Origin of the sequence: Enterobacter cloacae complex sp. 277I4, from assembly GCF_050031465.1 — a bacterium.
In the GTDB taxonomy this organism is placed as follows: Bacteria; Pseudomonadota; Gammaproteobacteria; order Enterobacterales; family Enterobacteriaceae; genus Enterobacter; species Enterobacter cloacae.
On the sequence record NZ_JBLGWC010000001.1, the window covers coordinates 3,133,722 to 3,159,508 of the forward strand.

At 51.9% G+C, this 25,787-nt stretch carries 30 protein-coding genes; 5 read left to right on the top strand and 25 right to left on the bottom strand.

Annotation, left to right across the window (positions count from 1 at the left end; translation table 11 throughout):
• Positions 1–3 precede the first annotated feature (3 nt).
• Together ACQG19_RS15220 and ACQG19_RS15225 are read right to left on the bottom strand one after the other, a co-directional pair.
• Entirely contained in the window at positions 4–1,422 is a 1,419-nt protein-coding gene (locus tag ACQG19_RS15220; protein ID WP_058660525.1) for a hypothetical protein, read from the bottom strand.
• Between the two features lie 164 nt (positions 1,423–1,586).
• On the bottom strand, positions 1,587–2,423 hold the full coding sequence (locus ACQG19_RS15225; protein WP_013096009.1) for a flagellin FliC: 837 nt from the start codon (positions 2,421–2,423) through the stop codon (positions 1,587–1,589).
• A gap of 380 nt (positions 2,424–2,803) precedes the next feature.
• Here ACQG19_RS15225 and fliD point away from each other — a divergent pair, with 380 nt between their 5' ends.
• From fliD to amyA, 4 genes are read left to right on the top strand one after another with little or no spacing between them, the layout of a single operon-like run.
• A complete protein-coding gene (gene fliD, locus ACQG19_RS15230; RefSeq protein WP_013096008.1) occupies positions 2,804–4,255 on the top strand; it encodes a flagellar filament capping protein FliD in 1,452 nt (483 codons plus the stop codon).
• Positions 4,256–4,270: 15 nt separating this feature from the next.
• Positions 4,271–4,681 (top strand): flagellar export chaperone FliS, encoded by a 411-nt coding sequence (fliS, locus tag ACQG19_RS15235; RefSeq protein ID WP_023622487.1) that lies wholly within the window; start codon positions 4,271–4,273, stop codon positions 4,679–4,681.
• Positions 4,681–5,055, top strand: a complete 375-nt coding sequence (gene fliT / locus ACQG19_RS15240; RefSeq protein ID WP_013096006.1) for a flagella biosynthesis regulatory protein FliT — start codon at positions 4,681–4,683, stop codon at positions 5,053–5,055. The genes fliS and fliT overlap by 1 nt, the downstream gene beginning before the upstream one ends.
• Before the next feature lie 52 nt (positions 5,056–5,107).
• Complete coding sequence (gene amyA / locus ACQG19_RS15245) at positions 5,108–6,595, top strand: alpha-amylase (RefSeq protein WP_194500451.1); 1,488 nt, start codon at positions 5,108–5,110, stop codon at positions 6,593–6,595.
• A gap of 74 nt (positions 6,596–6,669) precedes the next feature.
• Here amyA and yedD read toward each other — a convergent pair whose 3' ends face one another.
• The 6 genes from yedD to ACQG19_RS15275 form a co-directional block, all read right to left on the bottom strand.
• Entirely contained in the window at positions 6,670–7,083 is a 414-nt protein-coding gene (yedD, locus tag ACQG19_RS15250; RefSeq protein WP_013096004.1) for a lipoprotein YedD, read from the bottom strand.
• 232 nt (positions 7,084–7,315) lie between these two features.
• Positions 7,316–7,636: a hypothetical protein gene (locus tag ACQG19_RS15255; protein WP_063924273.1), complete on the bottom strand. Its 321-nt coding sequence runs from the start codon at positions 7,634–7,636 to the stop codon at positions 7,316–7,318.
• Positions 7,636–7,875 (bottom strand): hypothetical protein, encoded by a 240-nt coding sequence (locus tag ACQG19_RS15260; protein ID WP_337253651.1) that lies wholly within the window; start codon positions 7,873–7,875, stop codon positions 7,636–7,638. Before ACQG19_RS15260 ends, ACQG19_RS15255 begins: the two co-directional genes overlap by 1 nt.
• 186 nt (positions 7,876–8,061) lie before the next feature.
• A complete protein-coding gene (locus ACQG19_RS15265) occupies positions 8,062–8,838 on the bottom strand; it encodes an ORF6N domain-containing protein (protein WP_426725930.1) in 777 nt (258 codons plus the stop codon).
• A gap of 68 nt (positions 8,839–8,906) precedes the next feature.
• On the bottom strand, positions 8,907–9,614 hold the full coding sequence (locus ACQG19_RS15270) for a P22AR C-terminal domain-containing protein (RefSeq protein WP_420026249.1): 708 nt from the start codon (positions 9,612–9,614) through the stop codon (positions 8,907–8,909).
• On the bottom strand, positions 9,604–9,777 hold the full coding sequence (locus ACQG19_RS15275; protein WP_045286118.1) for an Arc family DNA-binding protein: 174 nt from the start codon (positions 9,775–9,777) through the stop codon (positions 9,604–9,606). Before ACQG19_RS15275 ends, ACQG19_RS15270 begins: the two co-directional genes overlap by 11 nt.
• A 113-nt stretch (positions 9,778–9,890) precedes the next feature.
• Here ACQG19_RS15275 and ACQG19_RS15280 point away from each other — a divergent pair, with 113 nt between their 5' ends.
• Positions 9,891–10,190: an Arc family DNA-binding protein gene (locus ACQG19_RS15280; protein ID WP_426725931.1), complete on the top strand. Its 300-nt coding sequence runs from the start codon at positions 9,891–9,893 to the stop codon at positions 10,188–10,190.
• A 157-nt stretch (positions 10,191–10,347) separates the two neighbouring features.
• Here the strand turns inward: ACQG19_RS15280 and ACQG19_RS15285 are convergent, their stop codons facing one another.
• The 17 genes from ACQG19_RS15285 to ACQG19_RS15365 all read right to left on the bottom strand — a co-directional run bounded on the left by ACQG19_RS15285 (position 10,348) and on the right by ACQG19_RS15365 (position 25,780).
• Positions 10,348–12,960, bottom strand: coding sequence for a GDSL-type esterase/lipase family protein (locus tag ACQG19_RS15285; RefSeq protein ID WP_426725932.1), 2,613 nt, complete (start codon positions 12,958–12,960; stop codon positions 10,348–10,350).
• Positions 12,961–13,017: 57 nt separating this feature from the next.
• Positions 13,018–15,495, bottom strand: a complete 2,478-nt coding sequence (locus tag ACQG19_RS15290; protein ID WP_426725933.1) for a host specificity factor TipJ family phage tail protein — start codon at positions 15,493–15,495, stop codon at positions 13,018–13,020.
• Positions 15,482–15,847: an NlpC/P60 family protein gene (locus ACQG19_RS15295; RefSeq protein ID WP_426725994.1), complete on the bottom strand. Its 366-nt coding sequence runs from the start codon at positions 15,845–15,847 to the stop codon at positions 15,482–15,484. Before ACQG19_RS15295 ends, ACQG19_RS15290 begins: the two co-directional genes overlap by 14 nt.
• A 13-nt stretch (positions 15,848–15,860) precedes the next feature.
• A complete protein-coding gene (locus ACQG19_RS15300) occupies positions 15,861–16,331 on the bottom strand; it encodes a hypothetical protein (protein ID WP_058681662.1) in 471 nt (156 codons plus the stop codon).
• Positions 16,331–16,828, bottom strand: coding sequence for a hypothetical protein (locus tag ACQG19_RS15305; RefSeq protein ID WP_048223799.1), 498 nt, complete (start codon positions 16,826–16,828; stop codon positions 16,331–16,333). The genes ACQG19_RS15300 and ACQG19_RS15305 overlap by 1 nt, the downstream gene beginning before the upstream one ends.
• A complete protein-coding gene (locus ACQG19_RS15310) occupies positions 16,828–20,349 on the bottom strand; it encodes a tape measure protein (protein ID WP_426725934.1) in 3,522 nt (1,173 codons plus the stop codon). The genes ACQG19_RS15305 and ACQG19_RS15310 overlap by 1 nt, the downstream gene beginning before the upstream one ends.
• A 61-nt stretch (positions 20,350–20,410) precedes the next feature.
• A complete protein-coding gene (locus tag ACQG19_RS15315) occupies positions 20,411–21,088 on the bottom strand; it encodes a DUF6246 family protein (RefSeq protein WP_045347721.1) in 678 nt (225 codons plus the stop codon).
• Positions 21,089–21,145: 57 nt separating this feature from the next.
• Positions 21,146–21,889, bottom strand: a complete 744-nt coding sequence (locus ACQG19_RS15320; protein ID WP_350362777.1) for an Ig-like domain-containing protein — start codon at positions 21,887–21,889, stop codon at positions 21,146–21,148.
• 63 nt (positions 21,890–21,952) lie between these two features.
• The gene (locus ACQG19_RS15325; protein ID WP_426725935.1) at positions 21,953–22,336 is read right to left on the bottom strand and encodes a phage tail termination protein; all 384 of its coding nucleotides are present in this window, start codon (positions 22,334–22,336) and stop codon (positions 21,953–21,955) included.
• Complete coding sequence (locus ACQG19_RS15330) at positions 22,333–22,701, bottom strand: hypothetical protein (RefSeq protein ID WP_045336300.1); 369 nt, start codon at positions 22,699–22,701, stop codon at positions 22,333–22,335. The genes ACQG19_RS15325 and ACQG19_RS15330 overlap by 4 nt, the downstream gene beginning before the upstream one ends.
• A gap of 42 nt (positions 22,702–22,743) precedes the next feature.
• Positions 22,744–22,932 carry a hypothetical protein gene (locus tag ACQG19_RS15335; protein WP_161657141.1) on the bottom strand — a complete coding sequence of 63 codons (189 nt, stop codon included), beginning with the start codon at positions 22,930–22,932 and terminating at the stop codon, positions 22,744–22,746.
• 14 nt (positions 22,933–22,946) lie between these two features.
• Positions 22,947–23,297: a hypothetical protein gene (locus ACQG19_RS15340; protein WP_426725936.1), complete on the bottom strand. Its 351-nt coding sequence runs from the start codon at positions 23,295–23,297 to the stop codon at positions 22,947–22,949.
• Positions 23,297–23,473: a hypothetical protein gene (locus ACQG19_RS15345; RefSeq protein WP_235424902.1), complete on the bottom strand. Its 177-nt coding sequence runs from the start codon at positions 23,471–23,473 to the stop codon at positions 23,297–23,299. Before ACQG19_RS15345 ends, ACQG19_RS15340 begins: the two co-directional genes overlap by 1 nt.
• The gene (locus ACQG19_RS15350; RefSeq protein ID WP_426725937.1) at positions 23,470–23,871 is read right to left on the bottom strand and encodes a DUF7370 family protein; all 402 of its coding nucleotides are present in this window, start codon (positions 23,869–23,871) and stop codon (positions 23,470–23,472) included. The genes ACQG19_RS15345 and ACQG19_RS15350 overlap by 4 nt, the downstream gene beginning before the upstream one ends.
• A 62-nt stretch (positions 23,872–23,933) precedes the next feature.
• Positions 23,934–24,227, bottom strand: a complete 294-nt coding sequence (locus ACQG19_RS15355; protein WP_013095984.1) for a hypothetical protein — start codon at positions 24,225–24,227, stop codon at positions 23,934–23,936.
• A gap of 9 nt (positions 24,228–24,236) precedes the next feature.
• Positions 24,237–25,313, bottom strand: a complete 1,077-nt coding sequence (locus ACQG19_RS15360; RefSeq protein ID WP_426725938.1) for a major capsid protein — start codon at positions 25,311–25,313, stop codon at positions 24,237–24,239.
• 17 nt (positions 25,314–25,330) lie between these two features.
• Positions 25,331–25,780 carry a phage cement protein gene (locus ACQG19_RS15365; RefSeq protein ID WP_426725939.1) on the bottom strand — a complete coding sequence of 150 codons (450 nt, stop codon included), beginning with the start codon at positions 25,778–25,780 and terminating at the stop codon, positions 25,331–25,333.
• Positions 25,781–25,787 lie beyond the last annotated feature (7 nt).

Here is a 25,787-nt window from a genome sequence, read left to right on the forward strand (position 1 = left end):
TGGTTAGCCAAAATAGGTTTGTTGCATCGCAGCTTTATAGTTCTGGTACGCTTCGCCGCCTGATTTTTGCGTGGTCACGGTCCAGCTGAACGTGTCGTCGGTGTAGCGAATGTCGATCAGTTTCTCCAGCGGCTCGCGATGAATGGCCATCTGTTCTATCGCCGGAAGGGCATCCAGAGAGACCGACAGCGCGACCTGATCAAGGAACCACTCCGCATTACCGCGACGTAAGTTCCAGTCAATAAAGGTGGCGACAAGCGAAAGGTATTTACGCGAAAGCGTGCCAGGGACCGTATAGACAAAGCCCGCAGGCACCTGCTCCCACGGCGGCGCGCCGTTGCTGTAAGAGAGGACAATCTCACTCTTCGGGAGATGTGGCTCAATATCCGACCAGTTCTTACGCACCAGACAATCCGCATCAAGCACCATGATCGGTGACGTGAATACGCTCAGCGCATAGCTAAGGAAGACAAAGCGTCTTGAGGCGTACCAGACGTTGATACCAAAAACAGGTGTAATGGTTTCGGCCGTCGCGGATATCACCATGCCCGGAAAACGCTGGTGCAGGGCATTAACGTGCGCCTTTGTCTCATCATCCGGGTTATAAAGATGCAGGTGAACGTTAAGCCCATCGCCGTTGGTGTGGTAGACAGACCCTAACAGCGTCAGGGCATGATCGAAGTAATAACGTTTGTCGCACGCCACCAGAACCGTGGTTTTTCCGTTTTCTTCCGCCGGAAGAAGCCACTCGTAGTGCGAAAAATCAGGCTCATAATCAGGCATTTTCAGGGCGGAAAAATCGATGAACGATTCGGGACAGCCACCCAGCTTATGAATGCCCGTGACGATCATCAGCATCGTTAACGCGTCTTCACCAATATGTTCAGGATTGGCGGTCAGCTGCTGGATAAGCGTCTGCATCTGATTAAAATCATCTTCCATCAGACAAACCAACAACAATATTTTCATCACGGTTGGGGAAGGACTCACCACCGCGTAGTAGTTAGAAATCAGGAATAAGGCGGCGTCAATTTCGTTAATGCGGAAGAAAACCTGAATACCCGCCACCAGAAGATTAATGCTGTTGTCGTGTTGAAGCGCCTCTACCACCCAGCCGGTAATGGTGTCGCTCATCTCTTTTGAAAATGGCGTGGGCTTCCCTTCATTTTTAAAATCAAACGCGGCGTTTGCAGCAGCAATCGCGCACAGCATGCGCTTCACGGCGAGTTCTTTGTCTGCATCCAGATCGGTCATGGCTTCCATGATCTGGGGTTCGAGCGTGGCAATATCGGAATTTTTATAATGCAGGATTTCGGTAACGATATGCGCAGGCAATGCATCCGTTTCCGGCAGGAAAATTAACCGTGAAAATTCGTCACGGTAAAACTGATGCAGCGATCGTGTACGCTCGAACTTGTTCATCCCGATTCTCTTAGTAAGATTGCGATTCTTACCCATCGTACAAGGGAATATCCGGGATAATGGAAGGAACACCCCCGGGAATAATGGCTTATTTCGGAGATTGTCTGACGGGCAAAAAAAAAGGTTGCTGTTTCCAGCAACCTTTTGTGAAACAGGCGCGGCGATTAACGCAGCAGAGACAGCATTGCCTGTGGAACCTGGTTTGCCTGAGACAGTACAGAAGTACCAGCCTGCTGCAGGATCTGCGCGCGAGACATGTTGGAAACTTCGGTAGCGTAGTCAGCGTCCTGGATACGGGACTGAGCAGCAGACAGGTTGTTGATAGAGTTGTTCAGGTTGTTGATGGTAGATTCGAAACGGTTCTGAATCGCACCCATGTTAGAACGCGCGGTATCGATTTTCGCGATTGCAGCGTCAGCAGCAGAGATAACAGCCTGTGCAGAGGCGTTATCGGAGATTGCAGTGCTCAGGCCAGCGCTCAGGGTACCAGAGGTGGCGTTGATCAGCGCGTTGCTGTCGATGGAGATGGTGTCGTTAGAAGAAGTACCTGCACCAACCTGAATTTTCAGCGCGGTAGATACGGAACCGTCCAGCAGTTTCTTACCGTTGAAGTTAGCTGCGCCCGCGATACGGTCGATTTCAGCCAGACGCTGTTTGATTTCAGTGTTGATAGAAGTCAGGTCAGAAGAACCGTTAGTGTCGGTAGCAGCCTGAACAGACAGTTCACGAATACGCTGTAAGTTGGTGTTGATTTCGTTCAGGTTACCTTCAGCAGTCTGAACCAGGGAGATACCGTCGTTGGCGTTACGCGCCGCCTGGGTCATACCTTTAACCTGGGAGGTCATGCGGTTAGCAATCGCCTGGCCAGCAGCGTCATCTTTCGCGCTGTTGATACGCAGACCAGAGGACAGACGCTCGATAGCAGTGCCCAGAGAAGACTGAGATTTGTTCAGGTTGTTCTGAGTGGTCAGGGACAACAGGTTAGTATTGATAACTGCCATAATTTAATTCCTTCAAAAATGGTTTCTAGGGTCGGTGCCTTAACACTCACGGCGTCTCTCACCGTCATGAAAGTTATCGACGGGTCTGAATAAGACTTTAGAAATTTCGTCAAAAAATTATTAACCAATTGATTTTAATAAATTTATAGTTATTAAAGTCTACTCAGAGCGCCATCAGAAACGCTATTTTTCAGGAAACGTTTTCACATTTTATTCTTCCCGCGTTTTTCTTTTATATATGTCTCTCACGCGCCAATAGTGCTATATGGCCGTAAGGTTGAGCGCTATTCAGCCGATAATTTTTTTACCTGAAACGTAAACTATCTGCATAAGTCGCCGATAACTACCTGAAACTACCATTGGCTAAAGGAAATAAAAAAATGGCGAGTAGCTCAATCACTCTCTCTTCAGGCGCGACTATTACGAGTCTGGGCGTAGGTTCAGGTCTGGATCTGGCAACACTGTATAACAACCTCGAAACGGCTGAAAAAACCAAGCTGAACACCATCACCAATCAGCAGACGTCCTATAATGCCCAGCTGAGTGCGTTCAGTAAGCTGCAAAGTGCAATGACGTCGCTGAATACCGCCACTGCAGCCCTGGGAAAAACGGACACCTGGAACGCGGCGTCTATTGGCTCGACCAACACCGCCTTCAGCGCCACCACCACGGCCGGTGCAGCGGTTGGTTCCTATAGCGTACAGGTTAAATCGCTGGCGAAAGCTCAGGTATTAACCTCTGCCGTCCAGACCAGTGCCACCGCGCAGCTGGGAGCGACTACCGGTACCACGCGTACCATCACCATCAGCCAGCCAGGCACCACCAAACCGCTGACCGTCGATCTTGCTGACGGCGACACCAGCCTGAACGGTATTGCCAGCGCGATTAACAAGGCTAACGGCAACGTCACGGCAACGGTAGTGAAGTCGAAGGACAACGAGTACACCCTGATGCTGTCCTCGAAAACCACCGGCACGGCCAATGACATGACGGTGACGGTAACCGGTGACGACACCTTAAAAGGCATTATCAGCTACGACTCATCCACGAATACCGGCGCGATGAATCAGCAAACCGCGTCACAAAATGCGTTGGTTACCATCAACGACATCGACATTGAGCGTTCGACCAACACAATTAATGACGCGCTGCCGGGCGTAACCCTCACCCTGAAGGCAGAAAGCACCAAGAGCGAAAATTTAGATGTTACCCGCTCTACCGATGCCACCAAAAAAGCCGTCACGGATTGGGTTACCGCCTACAACTCCCTGCAGTCGACCATCGCCAGCATCACCAAGTATGTGAAAGTGGAAGCCGGTGCCGATCAGTCCGCCAGCAACGGTGCGCTGCTGGGTGACAACACCGTGCGTTCTGTACAGTCACAGCTGCGCGATATGTTGACCGTGGTCCAGTCTGGCTCCTACGCGATCATGGCCCAGCTCGGTATCACCCAGGATCCTACCGTGGGCGCTGACGGCTCAATGGGTAACCTGAAAATCGACGATGCCAAACTGACAAAAGCGCTCACCGACAGCCCGGAAGCGGTGCAGGCCTACTTTATTGGCGATGGCAAAACAACCGGTCTGGCCACGCAGATGGGCAATACCCTGACCGCCATGCTGAGCACGACCACCGGTAAAGAAGGGATCATCAAAAGCGCGACTGACGGTATCAACAGCACGTTGAAAACCCTGGATAAGCGCTACGACGCAATGGAAGCGAGCATCGAAGCCACGATGGCCCGTTATAAAGCACAGTTCAACAGTCTTGATACCATGATGAGTAAACTGAATAACACGGCCACCTACCTGAAACAGCAGTTCAGTTCTTAGTCGTAAGGAACGTATATGTATGCACAAAATGGCGCCCGAGCTTATCAGCAGGTCGGGCTGGAAAGCGCGGTGCTGAGTGCCAGTCCGCATCAACTTGTCGTAATGCTGTTTGACGGGGCACTGAGTGCCCTTGTCCGCGCCCGTCTTTTCCTGGACGAAGGTAAAATCACCGAAAAAGGCGAAGCCTTATCGAAGGCGATCAATATTATCGATAACGGGTTAAAAGCCGGTCTGAATATGGAGATCGACAGTGAACTGCCGGGCAACCTTGCCGCGCTGTACGAGTACATGGTCAGACGTTTGTTGCATGCAAATCTGCGTAACGACGTGGAGGCGATTGTAGAGGTCGAAGCGCTGCTCAATAACATTGCGGATGCGTGGAAACAAATTGGTCCCAATGGTCCTTCTTCTCAGGATATCTATTGATGAATAATCCAGCGTCCGCTCTTGATAACTGGCAGGCCCTCTATAACCTCAGCCTTACCATGTTAAAACATGCTCGTTCCGGTCTCTGGGACGAGCTCATTACCCTTGAGATATCTTATGTTCAGCTGGTAGAGAATATCTCCAAAAACCCTATTTCGGAGGCACATCCGTCCCAGATTGAGCAGGCACGTTTTCTACTCGAGAAGGTTCTGCAAAACGAGACCGAGCTCAAAATGCTGCTTGCCACACGCATGGACGAACTGCGCAGCCTCATTGATCAAACCGGTAAACAGCAATCCATCACATCAACCTATGGAAAGCTGTCAGGGAATATTCTTTATCCAGAAAGTTTGACCCGCGACACACAATTATGATTTCTTCATCCATACTCCAGAAGTCAGCCAAACGGCTTCTGGAGCACGGACGATGAAAAACCCCACCCTGTTACAATGCTTTCACTGGTATTACCCTGCAGGCGGTGAATTGTGGCGAGAGGTCACGGCATTAGCCCCCAATCTTAACGAAATCGGCATCAATATGATCTGGCTGCCGCCAGCCTATAAAGGCGCATCGGGCGGTTACTCGGTCGGGTATGATTCTTACGATCTGTTTGATCTCGGCGAGTTTGACCAGAAAGGCAGTGTTGCCACCAAATACGGTGATAAAGCCCAGCTTCTGGAAGCCATTGATGCGCTCAAAAGTAATAACATCGCGGTGCTGCTGGACGTGGTGGTTAACCACAAAATGGGCGCCGATGAGAAAGAGCACGTTCGCGTTCAGCGTGTGAACGAACAGGATCGCACACAAATCGATGATGAGATCATCGAGTGCGAAGCCTGGACCCGCTACACCTTCCCTGCCCGCGCCGGACAGTATTCGCAGTTCGTCTGGGATTACAAATGCTTTAGCGGCATCGACCACATCGAAAACCCCGATGAGGATGGCATCTTCAAAATCGTCAATGACTACACCGGCGAAGGCTGGAACGATCAGGTCGATGACGAAATGGGTAATTTCGACTATCTGATGGGCGAAAATATCGATTTCCGTAACCATGCCGTGACGGAGGAGATCAAGTACTGGGCGCGCTGGGTCATGGAACAAACCGGCTGCGACGGATTCCGCCTGGATGCGGTCAAACACATCCCCGCCTGGTTCTATAAGGAGTGGATTGAACACGTTCAGGAAGTGGCGACGCAGCCGCTGTTTATCGTCGCGGAATACTGGTCGCACGAGGTGGATAAACTGCAGGCGTATATTAATCAGGTCGAGGGTAAAACGATGCTGTTTGATGCCCCCCTGCAGATGAAATTCCACGAGGCCTCACGCCAGGGGCGGGACTACGACATGAGCCAGATTTTCACCGGCACGCTGGTGGAGGCCGATCCGTTCCATGCGGTGACGCTGGTTGCCAACCATGACACACAGCCGTTGCAGGCGCTTGAAGCCCCGGTGGAAGCCTGGTTTAAACCGCTGGCCTACGCTCTGATCCTGCTGCGGGAAAATGGCGTGCCGAGCGTGTTTTATCCCGATCTCTTTGGCGCCAGCTATGACGATACCGGGAGAGACGGTGAAACTTACCACATTGATATGCCGGTGATTGAGCAACTGCACGAGCTGATCCTCGCCCGTCAGCGCTTTGCCCACGGCGTGCAGACACTGTTTTTTGACCACCCTAACTGCATCGCATTCAGCCGCAGTGGCACGGAAGAGGATCCCGGTTGCGTGGTGGTGATGTCCAACGGTGATGATGGCGAGAAGGTGATCTGCCTTGGGGAAAACTACGGCAACAAAACCTGGCGTGATTTTCTCGGCAATCGTGAAGAAACGGTCACCACCGCAGCGGATGGCGAAGGGACATTTACCTGCAAAGGCGGAAGCGTGAGCGTGTGGGTGATTGAGGATGCATTGTAGTATTTGAAGAGTGCGGCCAGATGCCCTCACCCCGGCCCTCTCCCACAGGGAGAGGGTGCAAACACCAAAAACGGCTACGGTAGCTTACTCTCCAGCGGATTTTTGCTCAGGTAATCGGCACATTCAACCGTTGGGCGATCGACCTTCTGCAGCTCCATGCCATCATACTCCAGCACCGAGCCATCGCGCTCCAGCGGGTAGATATCCAGCTTGCTGGTCACGTTGTAATAGCTGTCTGAACGCAGCATGATTTTACCCGGCACGGCAATTACGCGCTGCCATTGACGGCAGTCCAGCGTATCGCCCTCCTCCGTCACCACCAGCGTGGCAATCGCCTCCGGGCTGACCATTTTGCTCTGCGGCCCTTTTGACTGCCAGTATCCCGCCAGATGTGCCGGAACAGGATGTTTAATCACATCCTTGTAGCTATCTACCTGTACGCACCCGGTGAGTGCCAGCAGCGCGCCAGCAATTGCTATTTTTTTCATCATCTTTCCTGCATTCGAAGAAAAAAATATTGTGGCATTAAAGCGCTAAGGCTGCCAGCGAAGATCGTCCAGGTCTTAGACCTGCATCCCCATCACATGAGCATACATTTTTCATAATCGACAAAGATCGTCCAAGAGCGCACCAAATAACAGATGGTTAGAGTCGTCGAAAACATCAGTCGTCTAAGTTCACCTTAGAGCGAGTGCTGTTTCGTGTCCCATCCATGCCCCATTACACCACCGGACAGTCATCTTCCCTTACTCGGTTGATGAAGAACGTCGCCACTCCTAACACCTCCACATCTGCAAGCGCAGCTCCTTCTATTGCCTCCCCATCATCCGTAATGAGCGCTTTACCCATCAGCTTTGCAAACTGCGTGCGTCCATCGCTCAGAATCAGAAGGACATCTCCTTCGCAGGTTTTCACGCACGGTTCGATAACCGCAAAACCAATATCTGTCTCCAGCACTTTGCTATCCGCTCCTATGTTACACAGCACAACAGGGGAAAGTTGTTGCTCAACGTAATCCGATGCCGGTGAAGGAAAGCCCATTATTGCACCCTCCCCATGTTACGCAGGATCCAGTATCGGTTATCGCTGTGGTCTGTTGTCTTATCCACAAAGTCTTGCTGGTAACGTTCTATCCATGCATTGGCATCAGACGCGGAAAAGTGCCAGTTGTACTCACGCAGCTTCTCTATGAACCTATCGGTCCGAAGGTACTGGTAGCCCTTAGGATTTAGCTGTATGGCCGCAATAAAGGCGGTCTTTATGTCTGCTGTGCGTGGCATGATCACCTCACAAATTAAACTGTATGCATATACAGTATTATCATTTGCAGGCACAGATCAAGCGAAGCGAGTGAGCTGATTTATAAGTGACGGGTGGGAGTAGAAATTTAGTTATGAAAAACCCGCCGAAGCGGGTTGAATATTGATCGACCGAGAAGTCGGCCGATTGGCGGACTTTTCCGCCGATTAAAATATCTTGCGTAAATCCACGTTATACACCGCCATCCATGCGGCTCGAGGCCAGGACTTCACAGTGCCAAATCGCGGATCTTCAACCTCGCGCGGCTCAGCATCATTCTCCCGGCACCACTTGCGCAAAGGTTGCCATTTAAACTTTTGCCCAAGCTTCTTTTCCACGGGAATAATGGCGGCATAATTCTTACCCTCACCTACGCGCTCAGCCAGTTTATTTTTGGCTCTCACTGCTGCGGATGCTGTAGCCATCGCGGTTACTTCTCGTTTTTCAGAGATCCAAAGCTTCTCTTTTACTGCTCGGTCACGCTGCTCTGCGATAATGCGGTTTTCCTTTACCTTTGACAGCAGATCTTCCAGCGCTGCCTCATAGGTCAGTGGAATGCCAACAGAGGGGGTCGGACGAAAATACGAATCCTCAAGTCGCTCAAAGAAAGACCATGCTGCGTCAGTGTCGACAATCTTAGACATGCGGGCAGCGCCCTTCTCTGTCCAGAGAGTCAGAGAGCGAGTTCGCTTTTTAACAGAGTAATTATCATTTACTCTGTTCTTAAATTCCTTTAATTCTGAACCTGTTAGAGTGAAGTAATGAACTCCTTCAATGAATCTGTCTTTATTATTGCTTAAGTTCATACGGATATTTACGTCATCCGTACCATAACCTGAAGCCAGAGTTTCGGTTGTAACAACTCGCAAGGCCTTCCATTCAATCACCGGCAACGGCTGGGGATCGACAATTCGCTCTTGAACTGCTAAATTTAATGACGTCATTAGTTGGATCCTTCTGACAAGTTTCAATGGAAGCCGGCAGCTCGTAACTGTCGGCTTTTCTTTTTGCATCACTGCAACATCTCCTGACGCAGGTGAGGCAAAACCCTGCTCCAGTTATCATCCTTCCATGGTTGAAATTCGATATGCGCCGTTTCTCTCTTGAGGACTTCACGGCCTTTATTCAATGTCCGGGTAAATTCGTGGCCGATTGAGTAAAAATGTCCAGCCTGGCGGTGTTCAGCCACCTTAAGAAGCGGGTAGATGTCTCGACAGGCAGTAATCATCACCGCTCCTGCACGCCACAACCAGGCTAAATCACAGAGTTCCTGGTCTGTGAACTGCTTGGCGATCGGTGAGTGCTGAACCTCACGATCCAGAATATCCAGTACCCAGCGGCGGAATTCTTTGGCTACATCAGTGCGGGCAAACATAGCAATCAGGTGAGCGCCTCGAAGGGAGAAGACACGAACCTTTTTGCGATAATTCCCTGAGGTACTCACTTCGAGTACCTGAGTCATGCCGTTGGTGAACTCATCAGCATATTTGTTATAAATCATCGTTACGGCGCGACTGTTGGAGTACTGGAGAGCCTTAGCGAGATCTGAAGATGTGAGCCAGGTTCCAGTAATGTTTGACACCGGAACCAGTGCTTTACCTTGGAAGTTAAGATCTGATTTTGCTACAATATTCATGTTGGTTTCCTTGCATACGGTTACTGACATAGAAGCCCGGTTCGTGTCCCCACACTGCCGGGTTTCGTCTTTTTTACTGACCATTAGCGCGCTCCTCGCGCAAGCTCTTAGCCAGTCTTTGCACTATCGCAGAATTAATTGAAATACCATCCATCTCCGCCATTTTTCGAATCTCCTCTTTCATCTGCCCCGGCAGGCGAAGCTGAAAACTTTCACTTTTACGACCAGCATATGTAGTGGTTTGCATAATTAATTCCTCAACAATGATACCAACTTGGTACTACAACCAATTTAACACCATTTATAATGATGTCAAGTAGGTGCTATCATGATACAAATTTGTATCAGCGAGTCTTGATAATGAGTAAATTCCCTAGCCAAGAGATGGATCGTTTCAACGTGAGACTGCCAGCAGGAATGCGTGACGCCATAGCAGAGCGTGCCAAGGCTAACGGCAGATCCATGAACTCTGAGATAGTTCAGATACTTCAGGATGCGTTAGATAGCGATGGTAAGGGGATAACGCTTTTGCCAGATCAGCCATCGATTGGTGAAAACTACAAGGATGAAAACTCACCTGAATTCAAAGCAGCGTTGAATCTTGCTAGGGTTTTGATGATGGAAGCTAATGATTACCTGAGCGGAAAAAAGAAGAAATAATTGTTAAGGAGCACCTTCTGGCGTGATTAAAACGCCAGCAGATGCAGAAAGATAGGGTTACAAATGTAGAAATTACCCGTCAGGTAATTTGAATAGATATGATTATATGGTCATAGCACAAAATAATAAAAAGCCCACCTGAGTGGGCCTGATATTTTTACACTTTGTATGAGATGTTTATTTCAGTCCAACCTGCAGTAGCGCTCTTATACTGCTCTCCCACAACTAACTGTCCATTTGGCCTTGCGTAAACCTGACAGACACCCAAAGCCCCTGCATCCCTGGAAAAACAAGTAGCAGCAACCTGCTGTGGAGGTAGTGCAAAATCAGGAATACTCATGACAGACGTGTTAACTGCCCCACCAACTATGGCACCAGTAATGTATACCGTGTCATCAATTCTGGAAACAGTAGGAAGGCCATAAGTGGTTTCTGCGTAAGCCGTTACCCCGCTTGCCAGATTGGCAAGATGCGAGATGGAAGCTTCACTCGGAGATGTAAGCTCACGGGAAAGTGCCGACATAAATGCAGCGGCTATAGCTATTTGCCCCCTTGTGTTTGGGTGGATATTGTCATTCATCCACATATCACTAAACCTGTCAGTGTTGTTAAATGCCCCTAAATACCCGTAGTTTTCCCCAAAGAAATCGTCAGGAAACGCCAAAGCGAATCCATTTGCATCACACGCCCAGCGAAGAACTGCCTGGTATTGAGCGATCTGTAACATGTTCACTGGTGCATTGCCGCCGCCAGTAATAGTGGAAGATGTATATTTAGGGAACATACCAAAAATCGGGAATGCTCCATCGGAAAGAACCTTATTCCCGAAAGTAACAACGTCATTGTAATACTGCGACAACCCAACATTACCCTGACAGTCATTTGTTCCCAGTTGAATGAGAACATAGTCAGAGCCGGTGAAGTTATAGTTGGCAATATTGATAACAAAATCACGAAGACGCCACCCTGAAACTGACGTGTTGGTAACCGATCTGATTCGTCCGATGCCAGGCATGTGCTCGCCATAGGCCTCTAACAGGCGCGGCCATTCATTCGATGATCGCGCACCTCGGGTTATGCTGTCTCCGACACAGGTAAGCGTCTTTGGCATTGCATATGGGTTCAGCTTGCGGTTTTTATGATACCCATACTTGATACGCATACTACTGCGGGCATTCTGATCCATAACTATGATGCCTTCTCGAACAAGAGTGCTCGAAGTGCTCATTATGTGGATCAGCTTACCGTTTAAAGTTAGCCCTATTTTTCTTGTATCAAGCATGCGAACACCTGCACGCACCCCATTATTGGCACCAGCCTTAATGATTTCAGCAGGATGATATACAGTTATCGTTCTTACGGTGGTGTTACCATTAGTGAATACGATGTTCGTGCTATCAGTATCGGCAGTTGTAGTAGTAATGGTCATGCGCATACCCAGGGTTGAGCTAGACCCGCCAGCATGCCCCAACATTTTTGCTCCTACAAAAATCGTTCCTGAGGAACCATTACCAGTATTCTCCAGCAGTACTTCAAACTCTGACCCTGTTTTAAGCGCGAAGCTCACACCCTGCCATGACGATCCTGCAGCCGATGCATCTGACCAGAAAATTTGGTCTGCCTGAATTGTCATACCCGTACCCGTGTATGTGTAGTTGATACCGGATGAGTTGGCATCAAGAGAGCTATACTGAATTGCGCGTGCGGTTTGCGTAAAGTTCATTGGTAGCGTTTTCGCTCCAATTCCGTTCACTGCCGTGGCGATAGCAGTTGCGATTGCAGACTTTAGATCGTAATCATTCGAGCCGCGTTTAGTGGTGTAATCAGTACTTGAAGTGGGTGTGGTCTGGTTAAAAACAACGTCACTTTTAAGGCGTGGTTTCTTGCCTTCGTCGTCGTTCGTTGCTCCATTATGGATGACAACTCCGGGGTCTGAAGAAATCCATGACTGCGCCCAGTTATACGAGTACGCCGCATCAATCAGATAGTGGGCGCTCGTCCACCCGTCAGGCAAAGGGAAATGAATAACACCATTCGTACCAACGCTTGCCTGAGCTTTAGCAAACATAGCCGCGCTGTCAGTCATTGAGCCGGAATAAGTAGCTTCAGGACGAATACCAAAAACCCTGGCGTCAAAGACATTACCTGACTGCTGAATGATCCAGCGCCCTGTCGTTACGCCATTGGCCGCAACCACCCTGCCGCCATCATCAGTGGCAGTTGATGTCGCAGACCAGACATATGTCTCCAGTTTGCTGGCAGGGCGATCAGCGTAATAACCAAGCAGCAGGATTTTCTGCCCGTCATACTCAGGCACAACAGTTCTCAGTTCTGTCATGCTTGAGCAAGAGCCAATTAACTTAAATCCATCCTTTCTTCCCAAGGCATCCTTTAAGGCAGCAAAGCCTACAGAGATCCATTTTTTAGCACCTATTCCCCCAGTACTATCAGGTGTAGAACCAGGGGGAACTACTTTGGGGAAGTCACCGTCCCAGCGGTAATATTCTCCTGTGGCCTCGAAGCGCAGGCACTCGTTAGCAAGGCTAAGGGTGCCGCCATCTTCAAAAGAATCCTTCGTGATATAGCCATAATTCAGAATTGCCTGATTCGCATCGAAATTTATTCCCGCAATTGTACGATGTTTATCGCCAAATCTGTCAACATAATCATGATCATCAGACGTAACAAATTCATCAATCTTCCCGGCATTAAACTTCAGGTCGATAGGTGATTCACTTGGAACTGGAAGATTTGTTGGTGTAGTGGTCATATATTTTCCATAAAAAAACCCGGCGCAGTGGCCGGGTTGGGATTGTCGGGAAATGTCTTATTGGTAGATGGCGTCGCTGTATTCCGCGACAGTCAGGGAGACTGTGTTATCGGTGTTCGGTTTGATGCTGTTGACCGTCCATAGTTGGCTGTCCAGTTCTTCCACTGTCGCGATGAGATAACGCGACGGGAGTTGCACTGTATCTCCGTTCCAGATGTTGAGCTGAATATTGGGAACAGCCGCGGTGAATCCGTAATTGGTATCGCTGCGGGCGGTGGCCGGATAGCGCAGGGTTGGGTTGCCCAGACTGTCGGTCACCAGCACATACATCGAACCGGCAAACGTGATCGGCTCGCTGGTGTCGAAGTTATTCCCGGCGCGGCCGGTGATATAACCCTGCTGCTGGTTGCTGTCGTAAATATCAGCTATCTGCACGACGCTACCGACCTGGATAATACCGTCCTCGAACACTTTGGCGTTCATCTTCACCCTGGAGTAAATCAGGCGTTTCGTTTCGCGCAGCGCGCGCTCTCGCGCCTGGTACTCATTGCGGAAGCCGACTATCTCCAGTTTGTTCGGGTTCTCCGCTTCCTGTTCAACGATGGAGCCGTTCAGAACGCGGTAGTTGATGTACGTCTTGTTGTTCGTGGTCGGGTGAACGTAGGATACCTGCACACCGTCATAACCACCTGGAAGTGTGGCCTCGTACGTCATTTTGTACTCGTCCGTCTTCATGTTAGCCCGGTTGAAAACGGCAGCCGGGTAATCAACTTTCTGATCCCGAGTGAACGTCAGCACACCGTCATCCCAGTACGCTACCACCGACGCTGCATTGCAGATCGCCTGCACGCGGTCTCCCAGTGAGTCGTTCTCGTCGTCGAAAGTATAGTCGAAGTAACCCAGCCGCTCATCAGGAAGGCTTTCAGCGATCGAATACAACCCGTACAGGTCAATGCTGCTTACCGGCTGCTCACCCATAATCAGCCAGGTGTGCGTCACCGCGTCAGCGAACGAGCGAGACGGTCGCAGCGTGTAATCTACTGTCTGCGTCTCAAGGTCGTACGTTATGGTGTGTCGCGTAACCAGAGCGTTATATTTGCGCTCACGGCTACCCAGTGCGTTCTCGGTCGCCCTCACCTTCACCCGTACCAGAGTGTCTGTAGGGTGAACAACGTTTGTCCGGATATTGATGCTGTGGATCTCTTCGACTTTCAACAGAGACGCGTCGCTGGAGTTATCCGTGCGCTGGAAGCTGACCGCGTATTTACCAAAGCCGCCGGACGGTGTGATTTTGTCTGTGCGGTAGAACACCTCACTTGTTGAGTCATGCGGTGTCGTCTGCCGGTATGTGAAAGTCTGCTGGGTGCCTGGCACCTGGTTATAATCGTCGTCGATTTTCCAGATGACTACCTTCCAGTTCGTTTCCTTATTTCCTCCAAGGCTAGACTGGGTATGCAGCCACAACTGCGTTGACTCGACAGGAGAGAAGAACGGTCCGACGATCAGAGCCTCGTTGTCATTGAGGATGAACTTCGTGGTGTTTATCGTCGCGTTAGACGGGATATCCTGTGGACCATCAAGCTGGTTCATCGTAAACGTGTACCAGCGCACCGGGTTAACCACGGCTCCGTCGTTTGTTTCAACGGCAGAGATCAGCGTACCGGAGAATGTCGCATCGGTAGTAACGTTGCCGGAGGCGGTGCTGTACGTCACGTTGATGGTGAAGGTAACCGCGTGCGGCAGAACCAGCCCCATGAAGTAATCGAACTCGGCCTGCTTCACGATTTTCATCGCTATCTGGCCGCCGGAGTACGTACCGCTGACCACGGTTGTTGCAGTAGCGCTCTCTACCGGAAAATCGCTGGCCTCGTTTTGCCCGGGAACCTCCTGCCCGTCGACATCATCAAACCCGTAACCTTCGACGATCTGCGGGATTACTTCGCCAGGCTGGAAGAACTGGAACTCGGCGCCGGCCAGAGAGCCCAGACTGGATTCTGAGTAGCGCACGGACTCGTAGTCGTACTTGCCAATCCCGATGCACATCCACTCTGTAACGTACTTCAGGCCGCCGTCTGTAGACGTCTGGTGAACGTATTCAAATACCGATTCCTGAATCAGATCCGGGAAAGAACGGATTTGGCCGTAGATATCCGGCTTGGCTTTGTAGACGCGCGCGGTGTTTGTCTGACCGGTCAAGCTATTGTTGGGCGAATCTACGGTATTACCGCCGCTGTTTGCTATAGCGGGCTTCGGCGCCAGGAATGAAAACACCTGACCCACCACTTTAAATATCGGGCTCAGGATGTCGCCGACAATACCCTTTGGCTGGTCGAATATCTGGATGTGGTCCAGTTCGCTCAACTCAAACGCCAGCTCGTCATCGTCGCCCAGCTTCACACCATTGCGGACGATCAGCAGGTCGCGGTGGAAAGTAGCGTCATTGGTCGCCAGCCAGTCATAAAAAAGGGTGCCGTTTGGCACCCTGTAGCGTTCTTTTGGCGTTCCCGGGAAACGCTGAAGCTCAATCAACGCCATAAGAAAAAAACTCCACTTTAGTGAATGCCCGCTGAATGACCAGCAACGAGTCCATGCGCACGCTTCCGTTCTCTCCACGCGAGTGCAGCGCCTGCCGGTTCAGTACCAGACCAACATGCGCCGGTTGCGCGCCGCGGTACCCGACGAATATCCCGCCTTCGATCGGTTTATCGACCTGGCGCCAGAAGACGACGTCACCCTGATAACAGGTGAAGAAGTCCTCACCGGCTTCGTAGTCCGGTGTCTGGTGCAGCTCTATACCGAGAACGTTCCGGTAATACAGCACCACCAGCCCCCAGCAATCCACCTTTTCGAACGAACAGGCCCGGTTAGCCCACGGTACGCCGATCATCATTCTGATAAAATCAGAGGTACTGAAGCCCCGTGTATTCGACTGGATCATAAAGGCGACCGATGTTGTTGTTTAATGGGTTAGTAATGGAAAGGGTTACAGATGCGGCATCTGAATCAACGTCAACAGTCTTCACAAAAAGCGTCCAGTTTTTCATAGGCGCTGATGTGTCTCCGCTATCGAAAATCTGCCTGGTAGCGGTGATTGGTGACAACCTTGTCACGCCCTTCCATTTTTTCATCAGCGTTTTGATATCTGATGAAAGCCGCCCTAACTTAACAGTGGCGTCGATCACTGGCGTGCCGCTCTGCTGACTCTCTTCGATTTCAAAGCGCGCTGGTTTGTATACCTGACCTGCAAGCGTTTTCTCGAAGAACTGTTTGTCTACCAGACGCACATAACCGAAGGAAGGATGGTAAAAGGTAATTGTGTCGTAACTGCCGCGAATCGGGCGCTGTTGCTTGTACTCCCTTAGGCTCGGCATTACGGCACCCTCGGTAGTGATTCCGGATCGCGCCCGTCCGGATAACCAGTGACAACGATATCCAGCCACGAATCCCACGGCGGCGGCAGTTCAACAATGATGTCGTCGAACTCATCGTCGGCGTTGTACAGATGGTTAGCAATTACGGTTCCCGTCCAGGTCACCACTCCGCCGTCGATACTGGTTTGCACTGGCATCTGCGTGAAGTGAAGTTCCTGGAGTTGCAGGCCACTACCGCCCAGATTGATACTCATCCGGAACCAGTTCAGGCCACGATTGAGGTAGTTAGGGCTCCGCAGCCACTGCTGAAAAGCGCGCTCCTGGTCGAGAGTGAAGATCCACGTCAGGGACCATGTCACTTTCAGGTCGTCAGTAAGGCTCTGGAAGATAGCCGGGCCGACCGCTGGCTGATCGGTCTGGAACCCGGTATCGAGCGTCATGTTTTTGCTGGCCTTCTGCGCCAGCGGCAGCCAGTCGGGATAGTCGATAATTGGCATCAGCCCTGACCCCTTGGCGTGCGTTTGGCAGTAGTATTTCCTGTGATTGCCTGACTCATAATGCCCCCATTGTTCATATCGGCAACGAACGCCTCGACAGTCAGAGTATTTCCAGCTTGCGTGGCTCTGGCGTCATACATATGCTGTCCTGATGACATATCATTGAATATGACGCTAACCTGAATTCCACCGCCTCCGGCAGTCATGTCCTTATTGCTGATCACCCTGCCATTGTCGCCCGGTATCATGTACTGCTTACCGGTGCTGGCCTGGTAAATCTCCGGCATGCCGCCTTCGCCGACCTGGTACATGCTGCCAGCAGATACAGATCCACCGTTCTTCCTTGCGCCAGCAACCGCCAGCGTCTTCGACAACCCTACGGTTGAAGCTATCCCGGCCATTGCGGGAACAGAGTTCGCGCCGAATGATGCCAGACTCGCAAGGGCAGCTGCTGGAGCCCAGGCCGAAGCGAGAATCGCCGCCTGAGATGCTCCAGCAGCAGTAGCTGCTGCGCCCAATGTCTGACCGATAATGAAGTTTTTGAGTGCCTCAACCCCAACCTGGACTAGCGCATTGACCACGCTGTTCAGCATCGTATTCCCGAGCGAACGCATAGCATCCTGCGCTGACATCGTTCCGGTGATCAGCCCGGTTAACGCATTAGATGCATTACCTGAAAACGCATCCACCGCGCTTGTCAGCATTTCATAACCAAGACCTTGCTGACTGAGCAATTGCCACTGAGCGGCTGTCATCTGCTCATTGAACTGGTTTTCCTGCGCAGTCTTTAAGGCAAGGTACTGGGCATCGGTAGCTGCCTTTGCAGCAACGAACTGATCGTAATTTATTTTCCCTTTTTGGTAACTTTGCTGGAGTATCGCCTGTTCCTGCTGCTGATATTGCTGCATCAGGGCTAACTTCTGGTTATTTTCGTTCACCAGTTGCTGTACCGGGTCAACTTCGGCTCGGGCAGAAGCTACCGGATTGACTGTGGCCTGGGCGTTAATCTTGGCGAGGTTATTCTGGTGCTCGAGCGCCATTTTCTCCGTGGCAGCGTTATACTCCTTGAGATCTATTTTCCCAGCGTTCAGTGCGGCCTTCAGATTTTGCATGGATTCGGCGTAGGATTTATTCTCCGCCTGTAAAGGCATTGCCTTAAGTGCTTCTGTTACCCCTTTGGCTGCCGCTGATGCATCCCATGCTTTTGCTGCATATTCACCGGCCTTTTTGATTTGCTCCTGGGTTGCAGAATTACCCAGTGACTGCTGAGCACGTAATATGGCCTGCTCTCTGCTGAGTTCTTGAGTTGACCCCGCCGCCAGTTCTGCTTGCTGTTTCAGGTTAGCCAGCTTCTGAGCAACCGACTCAGCAGAAGACGCTGATTTTTTCCCCTGCTGCTCACTCTCTTGTTGAGATTTTTTTCTGGCTTCTTCTGACTTCTCTAAATCATAATTTTCAGCAGCCAGCCTGCCAGCTGCAGAGATTTGATTCTGATTGTCAGTGACCCTGGCAGCCTGCATCCTGGCTTTGGCTATCGCCCGCGCTCTCTCATCCTGAATTTTAAGTAATTCATTCTGCTCTTCCAGAGTAGCGATAACTTTATCGCCCTCCTTGGTCGCGGGAGATATCTGCAGCGCTTTGGGGTCGAAGCTTTTTCCAGCCTGATTAGCTCGGTTTATTTCATCAGCTGTCTCTCCAAAGGCTTTCGCTACGGCACCCTGAACCTGCTCAAGAGACCAAGATTTTTCGATGAGTTGATCATGAACTCCCATCGCCGTGAGCATGTTGTTCGTGAGCGTGCGAGTCGCCTCTGAGGCGGTTTCTTCTGTTCGGGATAATTTATCTTTAGCGGCCTCAAGGTCTCGCGTCTTACGAGCCAGTTCATCAGACACTTCCGCCTGTTGGCGGGCGAAGTCTGTACCTTGCCCCATAGATTCAGCAACTTCCTGCGCTGCCGGGGTAAAGTTCTGATATCTGTCTCTCAGCGAGTCAACTTCACCCTGCAGGTCTGCAACAGCCTCTTTCTGGGCTCGTATAGAATTATTGGCATCTGCAATCGTGCCGCGCAGTTGGGTGTTACTCATTGACGTCATTGACGCATTTAGCTTATCCAGACCGTCAGCAAAGGCGATCGCCTCCTCTTTTGCCTGCTGGGCTTTCTGCCAGAAATAGAAGATCGCTCCGGCAGCGAGCATAGCCGCCCCAGCTGGACCACCTATGAGGGCAAGAGCATTACGAGCAAGTCCAATACCAGCAGATGCTGCACGTGCCGCCGCCGCCGCCCTTGCTGATGCGGCAGCCTGGACTGTTTCAGCCTCAGTAAGAGCGAGAGATACGGTAGTTGCCCGAGTTTTTGCAGCTATTAGGGCATCAAGCGCTAACATTTCAGCAGCGCTACCTTTGGCCACGTTATATTCAGCCTGGGCCAGAGCGAGAGACGAAAGAGCAGCCTCTTTATCAGCCAGAGCCTTACGCTGAGCAGAATTAGCGGCAACCAAAGCTGCTTGTGCCGCCTGACTCTCTGCAACAGCCTGCTTACGAGATGCTGCGATATCAGCGATTTTCGCGGAGGTAGCCATGGTCAGAGCGCCGACATACCGCGCGCCCATTACGCCAGCAACAATCGTGAGCGTAGTGCTGAGAGCGTCCAGGTTTTCACTGAGAGAAATTACTGAATCACTGAATATTTTTACGCCAGTTTTTACTGTGGCATTCTCGCCAAAGAATTTCGTGATATTGTTGTTGGCAATTTCAAGAGACTGGCTGATCGTCGCAGTAGTTTTAGCGAACTCCTGTCCAATTTTATCGCCCTGAGAGAGCAGGCCATTAACGATCACCTCAGTGGTTAACTTGCCCTCTGCAGCCATGTTTCTGAGCGCCCCGATGCTGACATTCATAGAGTCAGCCAGAGCAATCATGAGCCGGTTCCCCTGCTCGTTCACAGAGTTAAATTCATCACCCCTCAATGCTCCGGACGCCAGCCCCTGAGCAAGCTGAATGATTGCATTGCTTGCCTCCTCGGCTGTTGACCCTGACACCACGAAACCCTGGTTAATAATGGTTGTCAGCCTGGTAATGTCCTCTACACTGACGCCATAACTTCTTGTTGAACGCTCCAGACGCGCATAGAGTGTGGCCGTGGCATCAAGACCTGAGCGAGTCTTTTGAGAGATGTAAAAAACACGCTCTGTGACATCAGCCAGCGTTTCAAACGGCGGTACGGAATCCCTGACGGCATTTGCCAGTTTATTGCTGAGGTCCTGCCATGCCTGAGCATATGCGCCAACCTGCTGGACAGAAAGAGCGGCAATGAGCGCTTTCGCGACGCCAGTTAAGCTGGACATAGTGCCTTCAATCGAAGACAGGGATCGTTCAGTGCGGTTTAACCCCGCCTCAAGACGACCCATGCTACCGTTAAGACCATTTAACGCGGCATCGATATCCCGGCGTCCCTGAATGATCCCGGCGGTGTCCATGTCAACTTCATAAACAATCGTTCCAGCGCTGACAGTACCAGCCATAATCTAATCTCCGGGCAATAAAAAACCCCGCCGTAGAGGGGTTGTTTTGGTGTGTTCTTTTTTACTTGGCCCGTTCCGCCAGGGCTAATCGCTTCGCTTTCTTCGCCATGTAATCATCGGCGATCGCATCGTACTCATCGCGAGTGAAGCCTTTCTGCTCTGGGTATTTTGCCGACAGAAGCATCTGAAATTCGGTCATCGTTAATTGAGAGGCTTCTTCGCGGATCATGCCAAAATGAGTACGCGCCGCGCTGATGTAGTCGAAGGCTTTAAATTCGTTTGTTCTCGCACCTGTTTCGTGGCGCTGCAGCTGGCGGACCTTAGCTTTGCCGACGACACCATGCTGCATAAGGTGCTGCGCCAGCACGATGATGTCGTTCTTCGGCATCTGTCCCGGTCGGTATACGACGCAATGCCGCCATCCCTTCCATTCGCCGATCATAGGCGTCAGGTCTTCCTCGCAGCACGCCTGAAGCACCAACATGCACGTTGATAAAAGCTTCTCAGCAGCGCGGTTGAATGATGGAGATAGCCATTCAGGAAATCCTCCCAGCGTGCCAGCGCAAACCTCAATTAGCTGAGCGACATCATTGCCGTGTATGGTGGCGTACGCCTGCACAATCTCTTCCGGAGTGCCGATCCTCGTCATAGCCTCGAATGAAGGCCGTAGCAGGTAATCTTTCCCGCCTTCGCGGCTGTCGCTGATGGAGAGTTCGCCAATATCGGTTAAAGCGGTCATAAGCCTTCCAGTAAACGGTCATTATCAAGGGCAGCACGCCGCCCTTTGTAATGTCCGTTAGGAAACGGTAACCGTATGCACGGCCACAAAATTGCCGTCTACAGTGTTGATGATGATCTGCGCGCTGCCGGTGGCGACACGCGTCACGGTAACGGTGTTGCCGGATGCGGTAGCCGTTGCCTTTGTCGCATCGGTAGTCGCTACAGTGAAGTCTTTGTTGGTTGCGCCTGTTGGTGCGATATTCACCGTAAAGGTACTGGTACCGCCTGCCGCGCCGGTGCTGGTAGCAGGGGTCACCGTTACGCCGGTCACCGCCACTGCCGTCACTTCGTTGACTTCGATTGTGCTGGCATCGCCCACTTTGAACTCGGTAGAGAACGTGACGATATCGTTGGTACCTCCGTCCGAACTCAGCGCCGTGATGTTCATGTAGCCGATGAATTCGACCGGGCCGTAGTCCATGCGCACCCAGATACCAGGCTGGCGCTTGGCCTTCAGCTCGTCAGCGAAATACTTGATGAACTTGCCAACGCCGTACTGATCCAGTTTGTCCTTCTTGCGCACTTCACCCTCGAAGCTCAGGGTAAAATCACTGTTGGTGATGATGGTCTCGACATAGCCGCCTCCGTCATCCGCATCAGAGGTAACCGAGTTCGGGTTGAAGTCGAAGCCCTTCGACGTACCAGCGGCCAGCGCCATCCACTCACCTTCGAGTGGTTTGACGTCCGGGCAGCCATCGGCGACTTCCAGCACGACCGCGCCGCCGAACAGGCGTTCGTTCGAGTTCTGGCAATTAGCCATGTGAAACTCCTCTTTGACGTATAAAAGAAAACCCGCCGAAGCGGGTTATTTGGTTGGGAATGGCTAGTCGCCAAACGTGCAGGCAAATTGCAATCGGAAGACTATTCGCCCTTCTTCTGTGAGCACCGGCGCGGGAATTGCGCCCATGTTCTGGATGTAGCCGACACACTCGTCAGCCATGGGGTTTGCATGGACGTAATCGAGGATGCGCTGCACGGCGTTGAGCGCGTCTTTGCGCTTGTCCTTTGCGCCGACAACGTCGACCAGGACGTGATACTCAGAACCGAGGTCAGTGCGGATGTTCGACCCGCCGTTTGGTCTGAACACCATGATCGCCTTCGACAGGTCGCCCGGGTCATCAAACATCAGCTGTTGCACCGTGAAACCGGTCGTTAGACCGGCGTCGCCGAACATATTTCGCACCCGTTCGTGCATCATGGGTGTCATAGTGAAAGCTCCTTACGCACAACATCATCGATGGCAGATCGCTCCTCTTCAAACCCAAGAGTGAGGAATTCCTTTTTAGCAGTTGAGCGACGGAACCTCTGCGGGTTGGCCGGGTCATGAACATAAACGGCATAGTTGGTCGAGTAACCTACCCTGCCTGTAATTACCGCTCCGTCAGTTACGATTTCGCGAAACTGGCTATTTAAAAGTGCTGAGGTATCGATCGGCGTGTAAAGTGCCGCTCTAGCAGCCCCAAGAATCATCGCCGACTGGAGTGCGCGAATGACTTTTCTACCCTGAATATCATTCAGAATTCGGTCAATATTGCGCTCAACACGTGCAGTGCCACGCACTTTGATGCCCATGGCTTTCTCCAGGCAATAAAAAAGGCCGCCATGGCGACCTGTTCAGAGACTTTTTGTTATCCGCTCAAGCTCATCAACGTTCTCAATGAGCTTTCTCACCTCGGGAGGAAGCTGGTTGAGAGGTTTACGCTCTGGCGGATTAAATTTCTTCATGCGTACCGGCGCGGCGGCGTAAACAGAAATAGCCACCGCCAGCACTGAGATAGACATGGTGAGCAGGTCGATATCCATAAAGCCTCCCGTGATTAGATGCCAGTTAGTATCGCATAATCATCCGCCAGGCGCTCGAATGTGTCGGCGTAGCGGATAACCTGGCGCACCTCGTCGGCACCAGCCACAACCGGGTCGGCCTCGGTCGAAACGCCAATAAGCAGATAATCACCGGCGGTCGCCAGCGCGAACTCCGTCCAGACGGTGTTCTTAACGACAATTTCAGCACCCAGGCTGGCTAACTTCTTGCTGAGCCCACCCTCGTAATCACAGAGGATTTGTTCAGGTTCGGCATAGCCAAGCGGGTCGCCGTATTCGTCATTGCCTTCCAGCTTGCGCCAGATGGTGGCTGTCGCGGTGTAACTCCACGAAGCAATACTCGACATCAGCCCTCCTTCCAGCGCAGCACTTTAGCGCCAGTTGCCCGGATGCGAGCACAGTTGATATGCCACTCACCGTCAGATTTAACGTAGCCGGTAGTCTCCCGCCCGGTGTCGGTCATCACCCAGACGCGGACGAATGAACGCGGCAGCCCGTGCTTAACTGATTTGTACGTCATCATTTATCCCCGCACATGCAGCCGCCTTTTCCTATCCAGATACCAGCGAATGCCGGGGCGGCGGTAGGGTCTGCAGGAATAAGGGCAGTGGCGCAGCCGTACTTAGCCAGCCCGCGCAAGAGGTTAACCGAGGCCTTCCAGCGATCGGTAAACGACTGGTACCGGAACGAGCGCGACGCACCACTCGGCGCCGTCTGGCTTGAGATATATTTATCACCCTGACCGAGCCCCATAAGCGCCAGCAGATAGAGCTGAATCAGCAGCGCGGTCGATGTAGGATAATGCGCATCGAGACACTCCTGAATGCTGTTGGCCTGGTCGACGAGAGCCTGAAGAACAAAATCGGGAATGGTAATTCCCTGGCTCTCCAGATACTCCTTCGCCTGTTCGAGAGTTACCATTATCGACTCCGTGAAATACCCCGCCGGAGCGGGGCATAAAAAAACCGCCTGAGCGGCGGCTGTTATTCAGCAGGGAAAAGCTTTTCGAGTTCGCCATCCGGCAAAAGCTCGCTGAGTTTTTCAGCGCCCAGGTTGCCTTTGAACTCAATACCCAACTCAGTAAGGCGGCCCTGAATGATCTCTTTGCGAGATTTTTCACCGGTACCGGCATCAGGTGTCGCAGGTTTCAGCTCGCCACCAGCCTCGCCCTTCATCAGCCGGACGTTAGACTTCAGCGCCGGGTGAAGATCTTTCAACTCCACCACGTCGCCAACCTTTACGCCGAACCATGGGCGCACAACTTCGTATTTAGCCATGCTGTTTCCTTACGCCAGGTTAGCGCCGTAGACAACGCCGGACAGTCCCTGATCGTCTGCGGTGATTTGCAGACCTTCAGCAGACATAATCTGGAAGTTGTAGTTAACGTTAGGCAGTGGGCGCGGCAGCGGAACAACGCCTACAGCCATACCCACCAGTGGAGAGATCACGTCACGGCGACGAACGTACGCGATAAACTCGTTACCGGTCAGCGCGAAGCTCATGCGGATTTCTTTCACTGGCGCGAACGGCAGAACCGCCTGCAATACAGTGCCGCTTACAACGCCATTCACCACGTACGGCTGCGCCAGGTTTGCCCAGATTTCCGGGGAAACCCACATCACATCGTATGCGGCGACTTTGTTGGTGCGCGCGGTTGTACCGAATGCCCCTTTACCGAAGAATGCGAAGATCGCAGTCATGTCAGCGGTGGTCAGGTCGATGCTCGCGCCACCAGCACCGGAACCGAGGTTGATCTTCTTGGTGTTTCGGTGGTTCTTAATGCCCTGCGCCGGGTAGGACTGAACCTGAATTTTTGAATCGCCGTTCAGGTAGTAGTTGACGCGCTTCTGGTTGAACTTGCGCATCTTCGCCATCTGCGAATCCAGAACCAGATCAATGCCTACAGAGTTAAGGCCAGCAGCATGACGCCAGTTAACACCGTAACCAGCAGTGAACACCGGAATCGGGTCGCCGTCGCTCGCGTAGTCAGTGTGGTCGAAGGAGAACGGCGCCTGACCATCGATGCTTACTGACACGTCGTCAGCGATGTCGCCGATCACGTTATACAGCTTGGCGGTTTTACCAACCGGCAGCACGGTCTGAACGCCGATCAGGTCGTTTACGATTTCCATGCCAACTTCCTGATCCCGCAGCTGCAGCACCTGGTTGTCAATCTCAGCCCAGAAGTCACGGGAGAAACCGCCAACAGCGTTACATGCCAGCATGTCAGGCGTCATGATTGCGCGGTTAGCCGCAATGATGGAGTCGTTCTGCAGGTTCCACATGTTGCGGTTTGCCCACAGCTCGTTCCAGTGCCCGCCAAGGCGGGAGTTAGTCGCCAGCGTCTCTTTAGAGAAGTACATATGTGTTTGTCCTTTTGTTACGCGCCAGCTGCGGCGGCAGTGCCAACGCGCATGCGCACGCGAATGAAGTCTGTGGTGCTGGCTGCGATGGTGTATTCATCCTGGCTGTAGCCGATCACTGAATCAGTGTCGGAGGTGGCAAGTGTGAATTGACCGGCCGTGCTCAGCTTGATCGGGCTGTCTTTCTTATACGCGCCAGGCAGGCAACGTAACGCCAGCTCGCGGCCTTCTTCGACGTAGTTGCCTACAGCTGAATCACCGGCAGGAATTGATTCGGTGATGGTCAGGCCCTGGTGATAACCGACATCGATGATGTACAGGCGACCGGTTAGCGCGGTGGCCTGAGCGAATTTATCGGAAGAGTTGATGGTTGCGGCGGTGCCCGGAAGCAGCGCGGCCGCCGTAGTGCGGGTTTCGGTCTTGTACAGAGACTGACCGTCGATATTAACGCGACGATAACGTGGCATTATTCCG